The 22,891-nt window shown below is 43.1% G+C and carries 18 protein-coding genes; 13 read left to right on the top strand and 5 right to left on the bottom strand.

The genetic code is table 11. The annotated features are described in order from the left end of the window. The first annotated feature begins 664 nt into the window (after positions 1-664). Positions 665-1,924, top strand: a complete 1,260-nt coding sequence (gene icd, locus ACTQ9T_RS08355; protein ID WP_440464754.1) for an NADP-dependent isocitrate dehydrogenase — start codon at positions 665-667, stop codon at positions 1,922-1,924. A gap of 397 nt (positions 1,925-2,321) precedes the next feature. Here the strand turns inward: icd and ACTQ9T_RS08360 are convergent, their stop codons facing one another. Then, positions 2,322-4,541, bottom strand: coding sequence for an NADP-dependent isocitrate dehydrogenase (locus tag ACTQ9T_RS08360; protein WP_440464755.1), 2,220 nt, complete (start codon positions 4,539-4,541; stop codon positions 2,322-2,324). A gap of 682 nt (positions 4,542-5,223) precedes the next feature. Here ACTQ9T_RS08360 and ACTQ9T_RS08365 point away from each other — a divergent pair. From ACTQ9T_RS08365 to ACTQ9T_RS08385, 5 genes are all read left to right on the top strand, one after another. Further along, complete coding sequence (locus tag ACTQ9T_RS08365) at positions 5,224-6,564, top strand: GNAT family N-acetyltransferase (RefSeq protein ID WP_440464756.1); 1,341 nt, start codon at positions 5,224-5,226, stop codon at positions 6,562-6,564. A gap of 223 nt (positions 6,565-6,787) precedes the next feature. Then, the gene (locus ACTQ9T_RS08370; protein WP_440464757.1) at positions 6,788-7,291 is read left to right on the top strand and encodes a chorismate--pyruvate lyase family protein; all 504 of its coding nucleotides are present in this window, start codon (positions 6,788-6,790) and stop codon (positions 7,289-7,291) included. A 157-nt stretch (positions 7,292-7,448) separates the two neighbouring features. Beyond that, on the top strand, positions 7,449-7,907 hold the full coding sequence (locus ACTQ9T_RS08375) for an SH3 domain-containing protein (protein ID WP_189582879.1): 459 nt from the start codon (positions 7,449-7,451) through the stop codon (positions 7,905-7,907). A gap of 507 nt (positions 7,908-8,414) precedes the next feature. Then, on the top strand, positions 8,415-9,671 hold the full coding sequence (glyA, locus tag ACTQ9T_RS08380) for a serine hydroxymethyltransferase (protein ID WP_440464758.1): 1,257 nt from the start codon (positions 8,415-8,417) through the stop codon (positions 9,669-9,671). A 538-nt stretch (positions 9,672-10,209) separates the two neighbouring features. After that, positions 10,210-11,748: an alanine/glycine:cation symporter family protein gene (locus ACTQ9T_RS08385; protein WP_440464759.1), complete on the top strand. Its 1,539-nt coding sequence runs from the start codon at positions 10,210-10,212 to the stop codon at positions 11,746-11,748. A 135-nt stretch (positions 11,749-11,883) separates the two neighbouring features. On the opposite strand, the gene gltS is transcribed toward ACTQ9T_RS08385, so the two are convergent. From gltS to ACTQ9T_RS08405, 4 genes are all read right to left on the bottom strand, one after another. After that, positions 11,884-13,158 (bottom strand): sodium/glutamate symporter, encoded by a 1,275-nt coding sequence (gltS, locus tag ACTQ9T_RS08390; RefSeq protein WP_194620786.1) that lies wholly within the window; start codon positions 13,156-13,158, stop codon positions 11,884-11,886. A gap of 118 nt (positions 13,159-13,276) precedes the next feature. Next, on the bottom strand, positions 13,277-13,636 hold the full coding sequence (locus ACTQ9T_RS08395) for a barstar family protein (protein ID WP_440464760.1): 360 nt from the start codon (positions 13,634-13,636) through the stop codon (positions 13,277-13,279). A 1-nt stretch (position 13,637) separates the two neighbouring features. Then, a complete protein-coding gene (locus ACTQ9T_RS08400) occupies positions 13,638-14,396 on the bottom strand; it encodes a ribonuclease domain-containing protein (protein WP_440464761.1) in 759 nt (252 codons plus the stop codon). A gap of 156 nt (positions 14,397-14,552) precedes the next feature. Next, positions 14,553-15,854: a glutamate-5-semialdehyde dehydrogenase gene (locus tag ACTQ9T_RS08405; protein WP_440464762.1), complete on the bottom strand. Its 1,302-nt coding sequence runs from the start codon at positions 15,852-15,854 to the stop codon at positions 14,553-14,555. A gap of 434 nt (positions 15,855-16,288) precedes the next feature. On the opposite strand from ACTQ9T_RS08405, the gene ACTQ9T_RS08410 reads away from it, so the two are divergent. The 7 genes from ACTQ9T_RS08410 to ACTQ9T_RS08440 all read left to right on the top strand — a co-directional run bounded on the left by ACTQ9T_RS08410 (position 16,289) and on the right by ACTQ9T_RS08440 (position 22,867). Continuing rightward, a complete protein-coding gene (locus tag ACTQ9T_RS08410; protein ID WP_194195961.1) occupies positions 16,289-16,606 on the top strand; it encodes a hypothetical protein in 318 nt (105 codons plus the stop codon). A gap of 389 nt (positions 16,607-16,995) precedes the next feature. After that, positions 16,996-17,796 (top strand): ABC transporter ATP-binding protein, encoded by an 801-nt coding sequence (locus ACTQ9T_RS08415; RefSeq protein ID WP_010201862.1) that lies wholly within the window; start codon positions 16,996-16,998, stop codon positions 17,794-17,796. Between the two features lie 274 nt (positions 17,797-18,070). Then, complete coding sequence (locus ACTQ9T_RS08420) at positions 18,071-18,871, top strand: transporter substrate-binding domain-containing protein (protein ID WP_189582843.1); 801 nt, start codon at positions 18,071-18,073, stop codon at positions 18,869-18,871. Between the two features lie 103 nt (positions 18,872-18,974). Further along, positions 18,975-19,913 (top strand): transporter substrate-binding domain-containing protein, encoded by a 939-nt coding sequence (locus ACTQ9T_RS08425; protein ID WP_210541116.1) that lies wholly within the window; start codon positions 18,975-18,977, stop codon positions 19,911-19,913. 73 nt (positions 19,914-19,986) lie between these two features. Further along, complete coding sequence (locus ACTQ9T_RS08430; RefSeq protein ID WP_440464763.1) at positions 19,987-20,919, top strand: ABC transporter substrate-binding protein; 933 nt, start codon at positions 19,987-19,989, stop codon at positions 20,917-20,919. 475 nt (positions 20,920-21,394) lie between these two features. Next, positions 21,395-22,129, top strand: coding sequence for an ABC transporter permease (locus tag ACTQ9T_RS08435; protein WP_440464764.1), 735 nt, complete (start codon positions 21,395-21,397; stop codon positions 22,127-22,129). 12 nt (positions 22,130-22,141) lie between these two features. Beyond that, the gene (locus tag ACTQ9T_RS08440; RefSeq protein ID WP_189582836.1) at positions 22,142-22,867 is read left to right on the top strand and encodes an ABC transporter permease; all 726 of its coding nucleotides are present in this window, start codon (positions 22,142-22,144) and stop codon (positions 22,865-22,867) included. Positions 22,868-22,891 lie beyond the last annotated feature (24 nt).

Below are 22,891 nucleotides of genomic sequence, written 5' to 3' on the forward strand. Positions count from 1 at the left end.
GTATTGATGAATCATTGCGAAATATGAAAAGTAATAGTCAAAAAAAAGGTATTCAACATGCCCTGATTGCAGATCAATTATAAGACGGTTGATGACTTAATTAACGGCATTTTAATGAAAACGAAACACATAAAAAATAATGTATTAACTTGTCATAAGTAGGCTGTAGATATGAAAATTTATATTCAATATAAAACCATGTTATTATAGTGGTATTTATAACATTGATATCTGTACATGAGCTATGCACAAGAAAAATCATTGCTCAGACCTTTAGCTTAGTACAATGGCTAGGATAACATGTGACATTTATTGCGTACTCAAGCTTACAGAGCATTGATATTTATTGATTTTATCTCAGCTTTTTTGTCGTTTCTCTTTTTTTATGTCCATGGCATTATATTTTCAGGTGTTTTTGTAAGAGGGATTTTTCTCTTCTTATTAATTTTACTATTTTGCCAATTTTTATTTCGAAGCTTTGAGTATAAAGCGGTTTTGTCAAACGGTTAGATACAAGGCTATTAAACATAAGATCGTAAGTGCGCCACTTATGCTTGCTCAGCTAACAGGCGTTAACCACGCATACCTATAATAGAACAGCGAAAGAATAACAGAGTGCCCAGTATACCTGCGACGTCCAACATACCACCAAGGAGTTTTATCCATGTCCTATGATAAAGTTATCGTACCAAGAGACGGCGAAAAAGTAACCGTCAACGCTGATTTATCGTTGAATGTCCCCAATCATCCAATTATTCCCTTCGTTGAAGGCGATGGGATTGGGGTGGATATCACTCCAGTTATGATTAAGGTGGTTGATGCCGCAGTTGATAAAGCTTACCACGGCAAAAAATCCATCATTTGGATGGAAGCGTATTTAGGTGAAAAAGCAGCGAAAATTTACGATGGTGATTACCTGCCAAATGAGACGCTAGAGATTTTAAAAGATTACGTGATCAGTATCAAAGGGCCATTAACTACGCCAGTAGGCGGCGGCTTTAGTTCGTTAAATGTGGCTGTACGCCAAAACCTTGATCTGTATGTTTGTCAGCGTCCAGTACGCTGGTTTGAAGGCGTGCCAAGCCCCGTGCAGCATCCTGAGCTGACGGATATGGTTATCTTCCGTGAAAATACAGAAGATATCTACACGGGTATCGAGTGGAAAGCGGGCAGCGATGATGCCAAAAAAGTTATCAATTTCTTAAGAGATGAGATGGGTGTGACCAGCATTCGCTTCCCTGAAGATTGCGGCATTGGTATCAAACCCGTCTCAAAAGAAGGCTCGCAGCGTCTAGTGCGTAAAGCTATTCAACACGCTATCGATAACGATTTGCCGAGTGTGACCTTAGTGCACAAAGGCAACATCATGAAGTTTACCGAAGGCGCATTTAAAGACTGGGGTTATGAATTAGCCGCAGAGCGCTTCGATGCAGAGTTGTTAGATGGCGGCCCTTGGATGACGATGAAAAATCCAAAAACGGGTAATGATATTATCATCAAAGACGTGATCGCTGATGCATTCTTGCAGCAAATCCTGATGCGTCCTGCCGATTATTCTGTCGTCGCCACGCTTAACCTAAATGGTGATTATATCTCTGATGCCCTAGCAGCTGAAGTGGGTGGTATCGGTATCGCACCGGGTGCTAACAAAGGCGGCGCAATCGCTGTCTATGAGGCAACTCATGGTACTGCTCCTAAATATGCTGGTCAGAACAAAGTAAACCCCGGCTCGTTGATTTTATCGGCTGAGATGATGTTACGTGATATGGGCTGGGTCGAAGCAGCCGATCTTATTATTAATGGTATCCAAGGCGCTATCGCTAATAAAACGGTCACTTATGACTTTGAGCGTTTGATGCCTGATGCTATCTTGCTCAGTACTTCTGAGTTTGGTAAAGCCATCATTAAGCATATGGATGCATAGATAGTCATCGTTTTATCATGAGCTAAAAGCAATTTAAAATAAGCTATTAAAAAAGCCATCTACAATCATGTAGGTGGCTTTTTTATGGTAAATTTTTCTATGCTGATGTTATAACTATGGTCAAGGAATTTTAGAATCGCTACGATACTGCTGATATTAATTTTTTGTAGCCTCTGTCTACACAGGCACAGCAAGCAAGAAAAATTGATATCAGCAGTGCATGATGTATCGATATTACTTTTCACTGACTATATAAGCACTAATATCTCTTTATCTGCGGATAATAAAAAACACCCCACAACTCTATAGAGCTATGGGGTGTTTTATTGTTTTTAACTGAGGCTAGCGGCAAAAGTATGAAAAAGTAACGTTACTTGAGACCAGCCAGTTAAATTTATTACAACGATGCTAACGCTTCATTGAATAAGGTGCTTGGGCGCATGACTTTTTCAGCCAACGCTTCATCCGCGAAGTAGTAGCCTTTGATGTCTACCGCTTTGCCTTGAGCTTCATTGAATTGTTTAATAATGGCGTCTGTATTGCTCTTAAGCTTTTGCGCAAATGGGGCAAATTGCGCTTTTAGCTCAGCATCTTGGTCTTGCTCAGCAAGCTCTTCAGCCCAGTACATCGCCAGATAGAAGTGACTACCACGGTTATCTAACTCACCTGTTTTACGTGACGGTGACTTGTCATTTAGCAGCAGTGTTTCGGTGGCTCTATCAAGCGTATCTGCTAAGATTTGCGCTTTGGCATTGTCGTCGTTTTTGGCCAAATGCTCCAACGACTCAGTCAAAGCTAAAAACTCACCCAATGAATCCCAACGTAGATGGTTTTCTTCTACCAGCTGCTCAACGTGTTTGGGTGCAGAACCACCAGCACCAGTTTCAAACAAACCGCCACCTTTCATTAGTGGCACGACTGATAGCATCTTAGCGCTCGTTCCTAGCTCTAGGATAGGGAACAAGTCTGTTAGGTAATCGCGTAAGATATTACCCGTGGCAGAGATAGTATCTAGACCGCGAGCGACACGCTCCAAGGTATAACGCATGGCGCGAACTTGTGACATGATTTCAATGTGCAGACCGTCAGTATCATGATCTTTCAAATACATGTTAACTTTTTTGATTAGCTCGTTCTCATGTGGACGGTACGGGTCTAGCCAAAAGATGACAGGCGTATCTGAATCACGTGCACGGCGGACGGCAAGCTTCACCCAATCTTGGATAGGGTCGTCTTTAACTTGACACATGCGCCAGATGTCACCTTTTTCCACATCCTTTTCAAGCAATACTTCATCGGTATCAATATCTACAATACGTGCAATACCAGTAGCACTAGACTCAAAGGTTTTGTCGTGTGAGCCATATTCTTCTGCTTTTTGTGCCATGAGGCCTACGTTAGGAACCGTACCCATGGTAGTTGGATCAAAGTTACCATGCCATTTACAGAAATTGATCATTTCTTGATAAATACGGGCGAAGGTAGACTCTGGCATGACAGCTTTGCAATCATATAGTTTGCCATCAGCGCCCCACATTTTACCACCATTACGAATCATGGCAGGCATTGACGCATCGACAATAATATCGCTTGGTGAATGGAAGTTGGTAATACCTTTTGAAGAATCAACCATCGCTAGACGTGGGCGATGCTCTTGGCAGGCATGCAAGTCTTGTTCGATCTCTTCACGTTTAGATGATGGCAGGGCAGATATTTTGTCGTATAGATCAGCCATACCATTGTTGACGTTAATGCCTAGCTCGTCAAAAAAAGCACCATGCTTATCAAATGCATCTTTATAATAAATTCTAACCGCATGCCCAAACACGATAGGGTGCGAAACCTTCATCATGGTGGCTTTTACGTGCAGTGAAAACAAGATACCAGCTTCGCGGCAATCTTCCATTTCTTGCTCATAAAACTCTAGCAGCGATTTTTTGCTCATGACCATCAGATCAATGACTTCTTTATCAAGCAAAGCAATTTTTGGCTTCAATACTTTCGTCGTGCCATCATCAAGTAACAGCTCCATACGCACGTTACGGGCTTTATCCAAAGTCATCGACTGTTCGCCATCGTAAAAATCACCGCTGTGCATGTGCGATACATGGGTACTTGACCATTGCTTCCACTCGCCCATAGAATGCGGATGCTTGCGCGCAAAGTTCTTAACGGCTTTTGGTGCACGGCGATCTGAGTTGCCTTCGCGCAATACAGGGTTAACCGAACTGCCTAGACTCTTACCATAGCGCTGACGAATTTCTTTTTCTTCGTCGGTTTTTGGGTCTTCTGGAAAGTTAGGGATGCCGTAGCCTTTGCTTTGTAGTTCTTTGATACAGGCTTTTAGCTGCTGAACAGAGGCACTGATATTTGGCAGTTTAATAATATTAGTGTCAGGATCTTGCGTCAGTCGACCAAGCTCAGCTAGATTATCAGGAACGCGCTGATCTTCATTTAAATATTCTGGGAATTCAGCCAACACACGCGCGGCAACAGAGATATCAGTGGTTTCAACTTCAACTCCTGCAGTCTGGGTAAATGCTTTGACAATAGGTAAGAAGGACAAGGTTGCTAGCGCTGGGGCTTCATCAGTTTTTGTATAAATAATTTTTGACATTATAGTAGTGTATCCCTTTAGGCTGTAGTTAATATTAACGCTTAAACAAATGGGTATTTCTATAGAGACTCTATGCGATAGTGAATCGTGATTGAATCAAATGTATCATGAGTCGTCTCTTTGAGACTCTCGGTGCAAAACTGCCTGAAAATAGCTGGCTGGTTATCATTAACCCACTATAGATCCTATGCGATGTCAATCTCGCATAATGAACCAATTGTACTATTTTTATTCATATCTCATGTATACAAATTATATTAAGCTAATAATAGCCTTATTCTACCAGTCATGGGCTTTGATATCATCTTTTCTGTACAATTACCGTTTTTTAAACCCGTTTTTTAAACCCGTTTTTTTGAAGTGTTAAAGCGGATACCGACAGTCATAATATCAAGGCAATCAACAGACAAACGGTTTGCCACATTATTTATAAAAATAGAACGGTTAAGGCAGTTAAGGCGTGTCCTCATCTTTAACCCATTTAGGCGTTTTCGTTCAGATTGAGGACATGCCCTAGTTTAGTAAAGTCATCTACATTCGTGTGGCTGGCTTTTTTTATGCTATTTTGATAGTTAGGCATGCTGCGTAATATTTCAAGAAATATTGTTATTTTTGCAAATTGTGACAGCAAAAGCACTCACATTTGGTAGGCTAGACCATTACGAAAAACAGTGTAGGTACTATGACTTTACAATATGCGCTACTCAATGATACCAGCTGGCAGAACCAAGCACAGTGGCAAACGCCAGATACCCCTTTTATGTCATTTGCTTTTTGGCAAATACTGACTGACACGGGAGCGATTGGTGAGCAGGCAGGGTGGCTACCGATATTTATTCTGGTACATCGTGTTGCCGATTATGCTGATAGCGCCAATAGCGTAACAGACAGTGCGGCAGACACAGCCCTGCAACCTGTCGCAGTCATGCCAGTATTCATAAAGGGTCATCATCGCGGTGAGTTTGTGTTTGATCACTCATGGGCGGAGGCTTATGCGCGCTATGGCATCGATTACTATCCTCGGCTGGTCACCAGCGTGCCCTATACACCGATTACAGGTCAGCGTTTTTGGTTGGCAGCTGGTGAGCATTTGAATGATGATATTCTCAAAACAGCCATTGCTGGTGTTGATGATGTCGCTCAGCAAGTGGGCGCCTCAAGCTGGCATGGTCTGTTTGTCACGCCTGAGCTTGCATCTATTGCCACCACGTCTATGCCCACTGAAATCGATATAGAGCTTGCGATAGCTGCCCAAGAAAGTGGTGTAGAGTCCACTCCTATTGAGATGCCGATACTTGAGCGTCAAGGCTGTCAGTTTTTATGGCAAAATAAAAACCTCAGCCAAGACAGTCAGCCATTTGCTGATTTCGACGGATTTTTGGCGACACTAAGAGCCAAAAAACGTAAAACCATCCGCGCTGAACGTCGTAAGGTCGCCGAGCAAGGCATTAGCTGTCAGCGTAAGTGCGGTAATGACATCACCGATGAAGACTGGCAAGCGTTCTATCATTGTTATGTGATGACTTATGCAATACGCGGGCAAAAGCCTTATTTGACGCTTGATTTTTTCATGGCGTTAGCCGATAGATTGCCTGAGCATATTATGTTGGCGCAAGCCATGGATGTCGACGGTGAAATTATCGCGAGTAGCTTATTTTTATACGATAAAGCCGACAGCGACAAGGCTGATAATAATGCTACCTTATACGGTCGCTATTGGGGCGCGCTCGGTGAGTATGATAGCTTGCACTTTGAGCTGTGCTATTATCAAGGGCTTGAGTTTGCTATTGAGCAAGGGCTAAAATCCTTTGATCCCGGTACGCAAGGTGAGCATAAACTGGTACGTGGTTTTATTCCAACGACGACACACTCGCTGCATCGTATCTATGATCCACGCTTTGTACCTGCGATTGGTGATTTTTGTGCCAGAGATCGTGAGCATATGGCACAGTATCGTCAGCAGGCATTTGAAGCATTACCATTTAACGCCGATAATATGCCAGACTTTGATATCAATCATTAATGCTCGATTTTACGAATATTGATTAGGGTCTGTTGAACATTCAAATATTAGGACTGCCAGTCCCACAGTTGAATGTTCAACAGACCCTATTATTAATATCTGCTTTTATTAATGTCACTTTTATTAATGTCACTTTTATTAATGTCGCTTTGTTAACAGACACTCGCAGCCGTTTATTTTCTAAATTCTCACTATTAGCCGTTAACTATGTCCAGTAACTCTTATGCCCAGTAACTTTCTTGCTTGCCCTGCCACTATTATCCCGCCCTCTGAGCTATTGCCTTGGCTCAATGCCGAAGGCTCTCTCACTGCCGTATTAGAAAAAAGAGCAGGGCAGCCATTACGCGTAGAACGCAGTTTTGAGGGCTTTCGACCTTTAACGTTGCAACAAAAAAGACAACTAGGGCTGCAAGGCTCAATGCTGAATCGTCCATTACTGGCGTGGATACGTGAAGTACAGTTATATGGTAATGATGAGCAGCCGTGGGTAGAAGCGCAAAGTATCTTTCCTTTATCGACTCTAAAAGGCAACGCGCGGCGGCTACAACAGCTAAAAGGCACGCCCATCGGCTACGTGTTATTTAAACGGCGTCGCACTTTACCCAATCAGCGTTTTATCAGTCATACCGATGCTGGCTGGCAACGGCAAACGCGTTATGATTGGTATGGGCGCACGCTAATGATTAGCGAAACCTTTTTGCCAGCATTTTTAGCCAATGACGCATAGCAAATTGGAGTGGCTATGAAAATGACGAGTGACGCATGATAAATAAAAAGATAAATTGGCACCATTATTGAATTAACAGTTGTTCGGTAATTTAAGAATATGGTATAAATACATTCGGGTAACATTTTTATACTTTTCTTAACATCAGGAACTTCTTATGAGTTTATTAAAGCCGTTGCTATCTGTATCGTCAAAATCTATGGTCTTGCTAGCGGTCAGCACGTCATTGCTTGCTTTATCTGTTAACGCAAACGCTGGTTTTTTGGATAGTATTTATGAGGTGCAAAACACCATCAGCTCAATTGGTAGAACGGCCGATACCATCAGAGGTAGCAAACAGGCGGTGTCTGACTTAGGCGAAGAAGTAGGCTTTACAGAAACAGTGGCTCAAAACACTCAGAGTAATACGGGAAAGCTGGTTTCTGGTTCTATATTGTCTGGCAAATTACAAAGTACCAAACTGCATTCACAGGCCAATAAAGCTTCAAACCCAATCGCTATCTTATCTCAGCAAGAAATTATGATTTACATGGGTACTGAACAAAATGGCTACTATCATGTACAAAGTGATAAAGGTGAAGGTTGGGTTTCTAAGCCATTGGTCAGCATCCAATAGTTCATTAGCGTCATGTTTTAATTAAATGCATATGGCTGTAGATTAAAAAATAGATTTGAAAACAGTCATCTTCGGATGGCTGTTTTTTGAATTATAGACAGCTTTCTATTGATTTAGAGCGGGTAAATCCTTTATTTTATTGGCTATTTATCTGTGTTATATGGTCATTTAATTCACTCATCTTAAGGTGAGATTTTTTGCGCTCGCAGCATGAAATTTCATGTTACACTTAGTCTAAAGCGATGATAGCGATACCCACTCGTATCTTATTTATTGCCGAACTGGATAAGCCAATGACAGACCGATTTCCTCGCTTACTCCTATTAATCTTCGCTAATACAGCCAATCTAAAATAACTCTAATACTGGTAAACTACGCACAAAAGTGCCAATGTACTTTAAGCGATGTTGGCGCAGTAATGGTTTTATTGCGGGTAGGCTATAGCTTATTTTCAATGACGTTTTTTAATAACGTCTTTTAACGAAAGTCACTACCTAGGACATCACTATGTTTAAAGATATTTCTATCAAAGAGTTTGATCCAGTACTTGCTGAAGCGATGGCTGCAGAAAGCGTTCGTCAAGAAAATCATATCGAATTGATTGCGTCTGAAAACTACTGCTCACAAGCAGTGATGGAAGCGCAAGGTACTGACCTTACTAACAAGTACGCAGAAGGCTATCCTGGCAAGCGTTACTACGGTGGTTGTGAGCATGTCGATGTCGTTGAACAATTGGCTATTGATCGTGCAAAAGAGTTGTTCGGCGCTGAATACGTCAACGTCCAGCCACACTCAGGTAGTCAAGCAAACTCTGCCGTATTTTTAGCATTGCTAGAAGCCAATGACACGGTATTGGGCATGAGCTTAGACGCTGGTGGTCACTTGACTCATGGCGCACACATTAACTTCTCAGGTCTGAACTACAATGCCGTACAGTACGGATTGGTAGACGGTACTGGCCTTATCGATTATGACCAAGTAGAGAGCTTAGCGCGTGAGCACAAGCCAAAAATGATTATTGCTGGTTTTTCAGCGTATTCGCAAGTGGTCGATTGGGCACGTTTCCGCGAAATCGCTGATGAAGTCGGTGCTTACTTATTGGTCGATATGGCACACGTTGCTGGTCTTATCGCTGGTGGTGTTTATCCAAGTCCAGTACCGTTCGCTGATGTCGTGACGACCACCACGCACAAAACCCTACGTGGCCCACGTTCAGGTATGATTTTGGCTCGTGATGAAGTGCTTGCTAAGAAACTAAACTCAGCCGTATTCCCAGGCAACCAAGGTGGCCCGTTGATGCATGTCATCGCGGCAAAAGCAGTTTGCTTTAAAGAAGCGCTAGAAGACAACTTCAAAACCTATCAGCAGCAAGTCGTGAAAAACGCACAAGCAATGGCAAAAGTCATCCAAGAGCGTGGCTATGAAATCATCTCTGGTGGTACTGAAAATCATCTCATGCTGATCAGCTTGGTTAAGCAAGAAATGACGGGTAAAGAAGCCGATAAATGGCTTGGCGAAGCTCACATCACTGTGAACAAAAACGCTGTACCAAACGATCCAAAATCACCATTCGTGACGTCTGGTATTCGTATCGGTACACCAGCGATTACCACTCGCGGCTTCAACGAAGCGCAAGCGGGTGATTTGGCAGGTTGGATTTGCGATGTACTAGACAGCCGTGGTAATGAAGCCGTCGCGACTGAAGTACGTGGTAAAGTAGAGGCGATCTGTGCAGAATTGCCAGTCTATGCTAAAAATCAGTAAACTTTAGAATGGTAATAAAAAAAACCGCTAAGCTTTTGCTTAGCGGTTTTTTTGTTATTACTCTCTACAAGTCTTAAATCATTTAACGCAAACCTGTGTTGATATTGTCATTTCGCCCTTTTAATTATATTTAAGTCTGTTATTTATACTAAAAAATACTACCGACATTTTTCGATAATTATAGTGATCTTGACTGAGTTCGGCTATCAGCTTTAAAGCGCTATAGTAGATTCACTTTAAAACAGATACAGTGTGACTGGAATGAATTTTTCGTAGCCTCTGTGATAGCAGCAAGCAAGGAAAATTTATACCAGTCGCACATAACTAACAATGTATCGATTTTATTCCGAACTGACTATAAGTTGATGTTTAATTGAGAAAAATGTGTAAATGTTTTTGTTTATACAAAAGTATTAGTATATAGTCGGCATTGAACATTTAGTAATAATACTGATACAAAGTATAATAAATAATTACACTTTGTACCAGTATCGCTGTAAATAATTGTATAAATATTATTTTCACTAAAGGGATTTACATGAAAAAACAATATTTAGTCGCAACGATGCTATTACTTAGCACTACTCTTGCGCAAGCAGCAGAACAACAATCAGGTCTAGCAGCATTTGGAGCAGGTCTCGATAGCTTTATGGCCAGTATATTTGGCTGGTTCGTCGATCTTATTTTCTTTTCAGTACCTCTTGGCGAAGTAAGCTTTCCGCTAATTGTAGGTTGGTTATTAGTTGCCGCATTAGTCTTTACTTTTTATTTTGGCTTTATTCAGTTTCGTCATATAGGCTTGTCTTTAGATATTGTCAGAGGCAAATATACTGATCCAAACCCTGCTGTCAAAGAAGAAGGCGAGGTTAGCCATTTTCAAGCACTAGCTACTGCTTTGTCAGGTACAGTCGGTCTCGGTAATATTGCAGGTGTGGGTGCAGCACTTGCTATTGGTGGACCTGGTGCTACCTTTTGGATGATTATGGTTGGTCTGTTCGGTATGGCGACCAAGTTTGTAGAGTGTACGTTAGGTGTCAAATACCGTACGATCCTGCCTTCTGGTGCCGTATCAGGTGGACCTATGTACTACTTGAGCCGCGGTATGGCTGAACGTGGTATGGGTGGATTGGGTAAGGTGTTAGCCGTCGGTTTTGCCCTTATGTGTATATTGGCTACTTTTGGTGCTGGTAACATGTTTCAGGGTAACCAAGCCTTTGCAGTCATGAGCTCTACTTTTAGCATTCCAACGGATTACAGTATATTCTTTGGTATTGGCTTAGCGTTTTTAGTCGGTATGGTTATTATTGGTGGTATGCCACGCATTGCAACCGTTACCGAAAAAGTTGTACCTTTTATGGCTTTATTGTATATCACAATGAGTGTCATCGTACTGGTTGCAAACTTTAATCATATCGGCGCCGCATTTGGCGAGATTTTCACAGGTGCCTTCACTGGTGCTGGCGTGGCTGGTGGTTTTATTGGTGCGTTAATCCAAGGGTTAAAACGTGCGACTTTCTCTAACGAAGCGGGTGTTGGTTCAGCCGCTATTGCTCACTCAGCGGTAAAAACCAAAGAACCTGCTACTGAAGGTTTAGTAGCGCTGTTAGAGCCTTTCATTGATACGGTTGTTATCTGTACTATGACGGCGCTCGTTATTACTATCTCTGGCGTGAACACTGTTGCAAACTTGCAAACCCAAGCGCTCACTGGTGTGGATCTAACCCGTGCTGCCTTTATGGAAACGGCGCCTATCTTCCAGTATTTCCTAGCTGTCGCGGTATTATTGTTTGCTTTTTCAACGATGATCTCATGGTCATATTATGGTCTAAAAGCTTGGACTTACCTCTTCGGTGAAGGTAAAGGCGGCGAGATGATATACAAACTTATCTTCTTAGTCTTCGTTGTTATCGGTACCATCGTACAGTTTAGCTTCGTTATCGACTTCTCAGATGCGGCTCTGTTCGCTATGGCGATCTTTAACATCATCGGTCTATACTTCTTGATGCCAATTGTGAAAAGAGAGGTTAATTCTTTCATAGCTCGTGTGAAAAGTGGTGAAATTAAAAAGTATAAATAATGGGTTCGATTGAACACTCTATTATAACTTGATAATTAAAAAAGCCCGCCAAGATTAGTTTTGGCGGGCTTTTCGATGTCTAGCATTCGTTGTTTGCTAGATAGCTATTAAATTTTGATCTGTGACAGCATCAGCCTACATAAACGGTAACTTCGTAAATATCTGCAATACCGTCGCATTAACGATATCAACAAAGAAAGCACCAACCATTGGCACGATTAGAAAGGCCTTAGGCGAAGGCAGATAGCGGTCAGTGACTGCCTGCATATTCGCAATCGCTGTGGGTGTTGCACCCATACCAAAACCGCAATGTCCCGCTGACAAAACAGCCGCATCATAGTTTTTACCCATGACTTTAAAGGTAATAAAATAGACATAAATAATCATGATGACTGTCTGCACCAACAAGATAATCAATACAGGGCCGGCTAGATCAGTCAATTGCCATAGCTTCAAAGACAGCAGCGCCATCGCCAAAAATAGACTCAAAGAGGCGTTACCGAACACATCAATCGAACGGTCAAACATATCAAAATTGAAAACCATCGTTAGCACATTGCGAATGATAACGCCGCCTGCCAATGCCCAAACGAAAGTAGGCAACTCAAACCATGTACCCTCTGCTACCAGTGTCATCACTTCTGCAAAAGCCAATGCCGCAGCAAAGAGCGCTAATGTTTCGATAGTAGAAGACGCAGTGATAAAGCGCATGCTGTCTGGCCTCTCAAAGATTTCTTTATCACTGTGCGCGTTATCTTCGTCATGCTTGGTACTATATAACGACTGTGCGCCCGCGACTTTTTCAATATCACTAGGGTGTGGGTTGGCAGGTGTGGGCTTTAGTCCAAGTCGATTAATTAAACGACGGGCAACAGGCCCACCGACGATACCACCTGCGACCAAACCATAAGTAGCAACAGCAATACCAAGCGTTGTGGCGCCGACCACGCCGTAGTCTTCCTCTAAAGTAATGCCCCAAGCACCTGCCGTACCATGCCCACCAGTCAAGGCGATAGAGCCGGTCACTAGACCGAGCAGAGGATCAAGCCCCAAGGCACTTGCCATAGCCACGCCAACGATATCTTGTAAAATGATGAAGACGGAGACTACGACAGTGAAAATTAATAAGGGTGTACCACCGGCTTTTAGCCTGCCAAAATCAGCACTTAAGCCAATAGATGCAAAGAACATCAGCATGGTCGCCGTCTGTAATCCTTGGTGAAAATTAAAACTATACCCCCAAACCATATTGAGAATATAGACGATAATAGCAGCGACCAAACCACCGGCAACCGGTTCGGGAATATTAAAATCTTCTAAAAACTTGACTCTCTTCACCAAAAATCGGCCAAGTAGCAGCACCAAGGTGGCTAATATCAATGTGTAATAACCGTTTAAGGTAATCTCCATAGGTTAATCCTTTCTATAAAATAAATTAACCTGAATTCGGGATAAATATGGCTTTATCTCGAATTCAGGTTTCTATGATTACGACTAATTATCGGTGACTATCAGCTACGCTCAGTGATTAGAGTTCGTCCTCAGATGGCACAATGAGCCACAGTTGTGGTTTGCCAAATTCTCTATAGGCATCCTCAATGATGCTCTTAAAGACATTGAAATCTTCGGTATTTATCCTTTTTATCACCGTCAAATCAAGCGTTAAATGCACCACCTCGCTATCTGTCAAGCAGTCCCACGCGCTGTCCCAGTTGTGCGAAAAATAACTGGGGAAGTCACAGGCGTGGGCTAGACTCGTCAATAGCGTGGTTTTATCCAGTGCGTCACCCACGGGTATGGTAACAGCCTCAATAGGAATGACCGCATGTAGTGCTGTACCGTTTTGGTTAATGTGGTTTTGATTAACATAGTGGATGGCTTCACTCATTTTAATTCACCTCCAATTTTATAAAACTATCATAATGGTCGACCGTCAAGTAATAAACGGTAGGTGGATAGCCTCCGGTAACGATACGCCGCGCGCCGCGATGTGACACATTAGGGGTAGGTACGGTGTATTCACGGTAATAGCCTTGCGACTGCGCGGGTAATCTGCCCTCACGATTATAAAACGTCGTGCCATCTTTATTTGGATAAGGAAAAGGCCCACCTTGCTGAATGAGTGCTACCGTCCTATCTATCTGAGCATCACCCGTTATACCAGAGTTGGTTGCTAGGCTTGAGCTTGTAGATGCCGATATCGTCGTCGACTCAACACCATTAGCAAAGAAAGTGGACTTTAAGTCACCAAAGAAATAAAACGCGACGGCGATAATAGCGATGAGGCTAAACAGGGTAGAGCCTAAGCTTCTCTTATTTTGACTACTGTTTTGAGTGCTGCGATTTGAGTTATGACTACTGTGCTGGCTATTTCGTTTGGCATTATTAGGCCTGTGCTTGGGCACATTTGACGCAGTGTCATTGTCAGTGTCTGCTTCAATGCTCAGTGAAGATGACGTGACTTCAGTGGCTCTTAATTGGTCCTTATCATTACGTACACTATTGAAATAGACGCTTTGACCGACGATTATCGGCTGTGACAATCGAACTTTACTGACATGAAAAAACACATCCTCATTTTGATCGTCCACATCGATAAAGCCATAGCCTTTATCTTGGTTCCAGTGCTTAATCTTGCCACTTTGCATGGGTCGGCTTTCCTATAGATTATTTTTATACAAAATAACAGGTATGCAGCATATATAACATATTGTCATTCATAAAAAAACGCCAGCAATTAAGCTGACGTTTTTTTTGATTATACGTTAAGTTAAACGGTAGATGATAGGGTGGGACGCGATAAGCTAAGCACGTGTCTCACCATGACCATAAACGATCCATTTTTGTGAAGTCAGACCTTCGAGACCAACAGGGCCACGCGCATGGATTTTGTCCGTTGAGATACCAATCTCAGCACCTAGACCATATTCGAAACCATCAGCAAAGCGGCTAGAGGCGTTAATCATGACGCTGGCCGAGTCCACTTCGCGGATAAAGCGTTGCGACTTGGTATAGTTATCAGTAATGATAACATCAGTATGATGGCTGCCGTGGGTATTGATATGCTCAATGGCTTCGTCAATACCTGACAAGACTTTTACCGCCAAGATGGGCGCTAAATATTCGGTATCCCAGTCTTCAGCAGTTGCGGCAGATAGATGACCTTTGAGCACAGCATTATCATTCAAGATTGCTTGCGACTTTTCATCGAGACGCAGTTGCATGGCATCATCGGCTTGAACAATGGCTTCAGCAATTTTTGGTAATAGCTCATCCGCGACTGATTCATCGACCAATAGTGTCTCCATGGTATTACAAGTGCCGTAGCGATGCGTTTTGGCATTGACGCTGACTTTGATAGCAATCTCAGGATCGGCATCACTATCAATAAAGGTGTGGCAGTTACCGTCTAAATGCTTAATCACAGGGACTTTGGCATCACGGCTGATACGCTCAATCAGTCCTTTGCCGCCGCGTGGGACGATGACATCAACATAATCAGTCATCGTAATCAGCTCGCCGACAGCAGCGCGGTCAGTCGTTTGCAATACCTGCACACTATGCTCAGACAGTCCGACTTTTTTTAGACCTTCTAAGATACATTTGGCGATTGCTTGATTGGATTCAAAAGCTTCAGAGCCACCGCGCAAGATAATCGCATTGCCTGATTTTAAGGCTAAAGAGGCGGCTTCTAGTGTTACGTTAGGACGCGACTCATAAATCATACCGACAACGCCGAGCGGTACACGCATTTTGCCCAAATGAATCCCCGATGGTTGGTAAGTCATGTCAGTGACTTCGCCGATAGGATCAGGTAGCGCCGATACGTCTTTTAGACCTTGTAGCATACCATCGAAGCGCACATCGTTTAGCTCTAGACGATCAAGTAGGGCGGCGTCTAAGTCGTTCTTTCGACCGTTATCCATATCGATTTTATTGGCAGACAAAATATCTTTTTTCGCCTCTAGCAATACGTCATAGATTGACATAAGGGCGGTATTTTTGTCGCTCGTATTGGCTGCTGCGAGAGCACGTGATGCCGCGCGTGCTTGCTTACCAACAGATTGCATATAGGTGGTAACGTCTGTGATGTTTGATTGACTCATAAATTTTTCCTTATAGTGATACATGTTCTAAATAGATAAAAGCGCCTAAAGAGGCGAAAATTTAGCAAAAAAAGCAGCTTTGGATGCCCATATGGCATTATGCTATTTAACATAGAGGAGATTGAGGCGATAGTAAAGATGATTTTGTGAACAGCGCCCGTTTTATAAAGCGTTTATGAGCATTACCTCGGTGTTATGCTGATCGTTTTACGCATGTACATTCATAACATGAGTACTGTTAAAGGTTGGTTAAAAATCAAATGCATCGTTACATGTTTTTAACAGAACTGCGTTGTAAGTACTAAGGTAGCGACGATCGATCGTCAGTATAGTGAGTGCTAAGACTAGAGTTTTTAAGAATATCCATATAAAGCGATCGATCAGATGGTTTTTATCGATAGCTAAGCATGAACTATAACGGACGGAGCATTGATATGACTACTACAAATGATAATATCGAAAAGAACGGCACGGCTAAAAGTTGGCTAACGATAGGGTTAGTGGCAGCTGCATTGACGTTAAGTGCCTGTGGCAAAAAAGACGAGGCACCTATGGAAACTGAGCCGGCGGCTGATGCACAGACGGCAGTAGAGGATGATGCGGCTAGTGTAGGCAATGGCGATGATATTGCAGTTGCTAGCGCTGATGATGGTATGGCAATGGACAGTAATGACGACGTAGCAGTAGCGACAGCAGATGATACAGAAATGCTAGATGGTACTGAAAGCGAAGAGCATGTTTCGACATACTGATTGTTAGCGTGCTAAGTTTCGACGTGCTAGGTTTGGGAATATTGATTTATGACATACTAATCAGCTATCACTTATCGACATTAGATATTGAAAGTGGGTAAACAGATAACACAACGCCTAGTACGCTAAAGTGATAAAATAAGGCTCAGTACTGCAAAGGCAGGCTGGGTTTTTTTATGTCAGTTATTCAGTGGCTTACAAATGCTGAGTGGCGTGCTGGTTAAACGCAGGATTTGCCTTTTTACTGTGTAATAAGAGACAATGTGTCACTTTTTCTCTTTGTATGACGAGTTATAAGCGTATCACGACCTTATTAGGGTTGATACTTATCCTCCATACCACGATTTTTTACGTATTTTCATTCATATTTATTGGAAGTCTGCTGAACCATGCTTGATACTGCAAAAAACCCGACTCGTCCTATCGCCTTAGATCTACAAGACGTCCATAAAAGCTATGGCTCATTGGCAGTGCTAAAAGGGGTATCGCTTACTGCCTATGATGGTGATGTGATCTCTATTTTGGGCTCTTCTGGCTCTGGAAAATCCACCTTGTTGCGCTGTATTAATTTGCTTGAAAAGCCCAATCAAGGTCGTATTATCATCGGTAATGAAGAGCTGATGTTAAAGCCTGGCAAATCAGGTGAGCTACAAGCCTCAGATATCAAGCAACTGGAGAGTTTGCGTGCGCGTGTGGGCTTCGTCTTTCAAAACTTCAACTTGTGGCCGCACAAAACGATTTTGCAAAACATCATCGAAGGGCCAACGCAAGTTTTAAAGATTAAAAAAGATCAAGCGATCAGTGATGCCGAGCAGCTGCTTGATAAAGTGGGTTTACTTGACAAAAAAGATGCTTACCCTGCCAATCTATCTGGTGGTCAGCGTCAACGTGTCGCCATTGCCCGTGCTCTTGCTATGCAGCCACGGGTATTGTTATTTGATGAGCCAACGTCTGCCTTAGACCCTGAGCTAGTGAATGAAGTGCTGGCAGTCATGCGTGAGTTGGCAGAAGAAGGGCGCACGATGCTGATCGTCACGCATGAGATGCGTTTTGCCCGCGAAGTGTCTAGCCAAGTCGTATTCTTACATCAAGGAGTCGTTGAAGAGATGGGTACGCCCGAACAAATCTTTGACAATCCTACCTCTGAGCGTGTCAAAGACTTTATGGCATCGCATCGTCAAAACAGTTAGCCGCTTATTGTGGACTATCTTTTATGACATATCGCTCATGCCACTCAACTTTCTGATTGGTAATTGTCGTTAGCTATTTATTACCCAATAATAACAGTCGGTATGCAAAACGTTTGTTTTTGATATTTTACTCAGGTATTATCAAAAGGCTTACAGGCGGTCAATAATGACGGCTGCTTGTATCTTCTGCTATCTATATTTCTTGTCTGGCAGGGAAGTCAGAGAACAAAATATCAGAGCCCTACATTAAAACCCATTAGAATTTAAGGAATGTATGATGTCTAATTCTCGCCTATTATGGTCATCGATGACCGTCACTGCAGCGTTAATGCTGAGTGCTTGTAGTCAGCCTGCCGATGAAACGGCTGGTGCCAACGCTGATGCACCCGCGGCAGAAACGGCTGGCAAGACCATTCGTATCGCAACTGAAGGCGCTTACCCTCCTTTTAACTATACCAATGCCGATGGCACGTTGGCAGGTTTTGATATCGACGTTGCTAATGCCTTATGTGACCAAATGCAGGCCAAATGCGAAATCGTTGCCCAAGATTGGGACGGTATTATTCCGGGTCTATTGGCACAAAAATATGATGCTGTGGTCGCTGGTATGTCTATCACTGCTGAGCGTCAAGAAAAAGTTGATTTCAGTGAGCCTTACTTCGCCAATACCATGGTATGGCTGACCGATACCAAAGGCAGCTTTGATCCTACGTCGATCAAAAGCCTAACGCTGGGCGGTCAACGCTCAACGACGCCTGGTGCGTATCTACAAGATAATTATGAAGGCAAAGATGGCAACACCGTTAAGCTTTATGATAATTATGACAATGCCTATTTGGATCTAAAATCTGGACGTAGTGATGCAGTATTGGCTGAAAAAGTCTCAGCCAAATCATGGTTAGCAGACAATCCAGAAGGTTTCGGTGTTGTTGGTGACGAAATTGACAATGACGATAATATTGCCATTGCCGTCCGTAAGGACGACCCACTCAGAGACGACTTCAACAAAGCGCTTAGCGAAATCCGTAGTAACGGTGAGCTGGCACGTCTTGAGCAAATCAACTTTGGTCAGTAAGCGTTTATAAATGAGCTTGCAAGAAAGTGCGTTGATTAATCAGTATCGATCAACGAATAGTGGGTTAATACACGGCTGGTAAATATATTAAGGAACAATAGGTATGACAATTTCAATGACATCATCAATGACTAAGAAAGCTTTGTGGCTTGCGCCGCTAAGCGCAGCAATGCTAATGCTGGCGGGGTGTAATAATAGCTCAGCACCAGCAGACAGTGCCGAAGCGGATGCAGCGAGCGATACGCCTTTGAATATCAAAATCGCGACCGAATCAAGCTATAAGCCTTTTAGTTACACAGATGCCGATGGCAAATTGATTGGCTATGAGATTGAGTTGGTTGACGCATTATGTGCACAAATGAAAGCAGAGTGCGAAGTTATCTCGCAAGATTGGGATGGCCTGATTCCAGGACTGAACGCACAGAAGTTTGATGCGACCATCGCTGGTATGTCAATCACCCCTGAACGCAAAGAAGTCGTAGAATTTAGCGACCCTTATTTTCACAGTGGCATCATCTTAATCGGTAAAAAAGGTGATGATATCAGCGTAGAAGGTCTCGAAGGTCAGCCAGTCGCTTCACAGCGTTCAACGGTTGCCTCGCAATATCTACAAGATGAACATGACAATGCTGATATCAAGCTTTATGACACTCAAGACAATGCCTATCTGGATCTGACCTCAGGTCGTGTGCGCGCGATGATGTCGGATAAAGTAACGGGTATCGACTGGTTGAAAACTGAAGCAGGTAAAGACTACGAAGTCAAAGGCCAAGAAATCAGCACCAACGATGATGCCATGGGTATTGCCTTCCGTAAAGGCGATCCATTAGTCGCCAAGTTTAACGCAGCGTTGGCCGAGCTAAAAGCCAATGGCACCTATGATCAAATCACTGGCAGTTATTTTGGCACCAGCACTACGGCTGCCGCGCAAAAAGCGACTGCTACTGGCAGTGTTGAGCAAGTAGTCGTTGTTGACGAAGGCAATGTCGATGCCAATGCGATGATTGCTGAAGAAGAGCAAACAGAAGCCGCGACCAACTAAAACGAGGCTTGCCTGTATCAGGCAAGCATTGTTTTACGAAGTTGTTTCTCTAATATAAAAATCAAGGATGATCATGAGCAACTATCTTGTTCCAGCCAGCAGTACGACTTGTGCCCCAGTCAAAAAACTGGTAACGACCAGCCGCTGGTCAATGTCGCTACTGGGCATGGTATCGGTCTTTATGTTAGCGGGTTGTAGCAATAGTCAAGATAGTGCTGATGATAGCAATTCAGAAGCTACCGAGGCCACCGCTGCTGATACAAAAGAAGTATTACGTATTGGTACTGAAGGCGCGTATGCCCCTTTTAACTATACCAATGCAGATGGCACACTGGGTGGTTTCGATGTAGATATAGCAAATGCTATCTGCGACGATATGAAAGTCACTTGCGAGATTGTCGCTCAAGATTGGGATGGTATTATTCCTGGCCTCAAGGCTGGTAAATATGATGCCATCGTCGCGGCGATGTCGGTGACACCTGAGCGTGAACAGCAAGTGAGTTTTACGGATTCTTACTTTAGCAATGCCTTGGTTTTTTTGGCTAAAAAAGACAGTAGCTTTAATCCAAGCAATAGCGATGATATCAATGCGCACTCTATTGCCGCGCAGCGCTCGACTATCTCATCACAGTGGTTAGAGGATACCTATCCAAAAGCCAATATGAAGCTCTATGATACCTTGAGTAATGCGTTCTTAGACTTAGGTTCAGGTCGCGTCGATGCGATGATATCTGACAAACTGCCAGCCATAGAATGGCTCAGCTCACCATCAGGCAGTAACTATGTGCTAAAAGGTGAAGAGATTGATATCAATGATAATTTTGCCATAGCCGTACGCCCAGGCGATCCGCTACAAGCGAAGTTCAATGAATCATTAGCCAATTTAAAAGCCAATGGTACTTACGACAAAATCAATCAAAAATACTTTACTGTATCAGCCGCCAGTACTAGTGCAGCTACAGTAGAAAACACTGAGCAACCAGCAGCAGATAGCACAGCGCAATAACCATTTGCTATCATGGTGCTATTCGCTATTGCAGTATGAATAACGAGGACATCGCCATCATGGCAATGTCCTTTTTTATTTGCTGGCTTTATTTACTGGCGAAGTGCCTTATGTTTTTTATACCGTTATTTGAGTGTTATTAAGACCTCCTGTTGTTTAAATGGTTATCGACTGTCAACTTTGGTCAAATCTCGCTTATTTTTTTCTTCTTGCAGGGATAAGTAGCTATTTAGAGCGCGCTTTTACGTGTCAGTATTAACATAGCGTCCAGCGAGTATGATAAAATCAGCGCTCATTTTTACTGTGTCAATTACCGCGTCTATAATCGTGTAAATATTTTTTTGTGCTATTAACTAGGTTGTCCGTATCAATTTGATATAAGATACGGTTTTAGGCCGCGCTCAGCTATTGATGCTGATCCTTTTAACTCATATTTTGCTAACATTGCTAATATAAAGAGACTGAGTGGATAATTGTGTTTGATTTACAAGGATTTGGTGCGCTTTTATTAAGCGGCGCTACCGTCACCATACAACTTGCCATGACCAGTTTGGTCATCGGTATGTTTTTTGGTCTGCTCGGTGCCACAGCGAAGCTGTCGAATATTTGGCTGCTACGTAAGCTTGCGACTGTCTATACCGCCACGATGCGCGGGATTCCTGAGCTACTTTTGGTACTGTTTATCTATTATGGCGGTTCTATACTGCTGATGAGCATTCTCAAAAAATTCGGCTATAACGACTATGTCGAGATTAGTGCGTTTTGGGGCGGTGTCATGGCGTTGTCGATTGCTTTTGGTGCCTATGCGACTGAAATTTTTCGCATGTCGATTCAAGAGATTCCGATAGGGCAACGTGAAGCGGCGCAAGCGATTGGCATGCGTCCTTTTCAGACTTTTTATCGCATTACTTTGCCGCAAGTCTGGCAAATTGCTTTGCCAGGATTGGGCAATCTGTTTTTGGTGTTGCTTAAAGACACGGCATTGGTATCGGTGGTTGGTCTCAAAGATATCATGTATCAGTCCTCGCGCGCAGCGCAGTCAACACAGCAGCCGTTTACTTTTTATATGGCGGCGGCGATTATCTATTTGGGTCTGACCATGCTGATTACGGGCTTTATGATGTGGCTTGAATGGCGTGCCAATCCAGCGGCGCGCTATGCTAAAAAGCTGAGCCGTCAATCCGTTCAATGTCAATCGACCATAGGGTAGAGGAGAGATACTATGGATTGGAATTGGCAGGTTATTTTTGAGCATATCCCTGACTTACTAGGCGGCGCGGTTTTGACCGTCCAACTAGTGATAATATCAGGTGTTATCGGGCTGCTCTTTGGTTTGGTTTTAGCTTTGTTAAGACTGTCTAAAAGCTGGGTGGTACAGATAATTCCTTTTCTGTATATTTTCTTTTTCCGTGGCACACCGCTGCTGGTGCAGATATTTTTGATTTATTATGGTCTTGGTCAGTTCGAAGCGGTACGTGATTCGTTCTTATGGGAGCCGGTACTGAGCAAAGCCTATTGGTGCGCTATTATTGCCTTTACGCTCAACACCAGTGCCTATTTGGCAGAAATCATTCGCGGTGCGATTCAAAATATTCCTATTGGTGAGCTAGAAGCGGCCGATGCGATTGGCATGTCAAAATGGCAAAAACTGACACGTGTTACCTTGCCACGTGCTTTTGGTATTGTGATTCCAGCCTACAGTAACGAAGTTATCTTTATGCTAAAGGGTAGTGCGTTGGCATCCACCATTGCCTTGATGGATATCACGGGTGTTGCTCGTACGATTAGTGCGCGTACTTATACCTTAATGGAGTTGTTCTTTGCGGCTGGTATCGTCTATTTGTTATTATCATGGGTGATCTTATTTAGCTTTAGACTGTTTGAAAAAAGAATGAACCGTCATGCCAGCTATGTGCCACCAGATGTGATGACCAATACGATTCCTTAGTTATTTGTCATCAGATGGCTTATT

The sequence above is a fragment of the Psychrobacter sp. ASPA161_6 genome (assembly GCF_051970285.1).
Lineage (GTDB): Bacteria > Pseudomonadota > Gammaproteobacteria > Pseudomonadales > Moraxellaceae > Psychrobacter > Psychrobacter glaciei.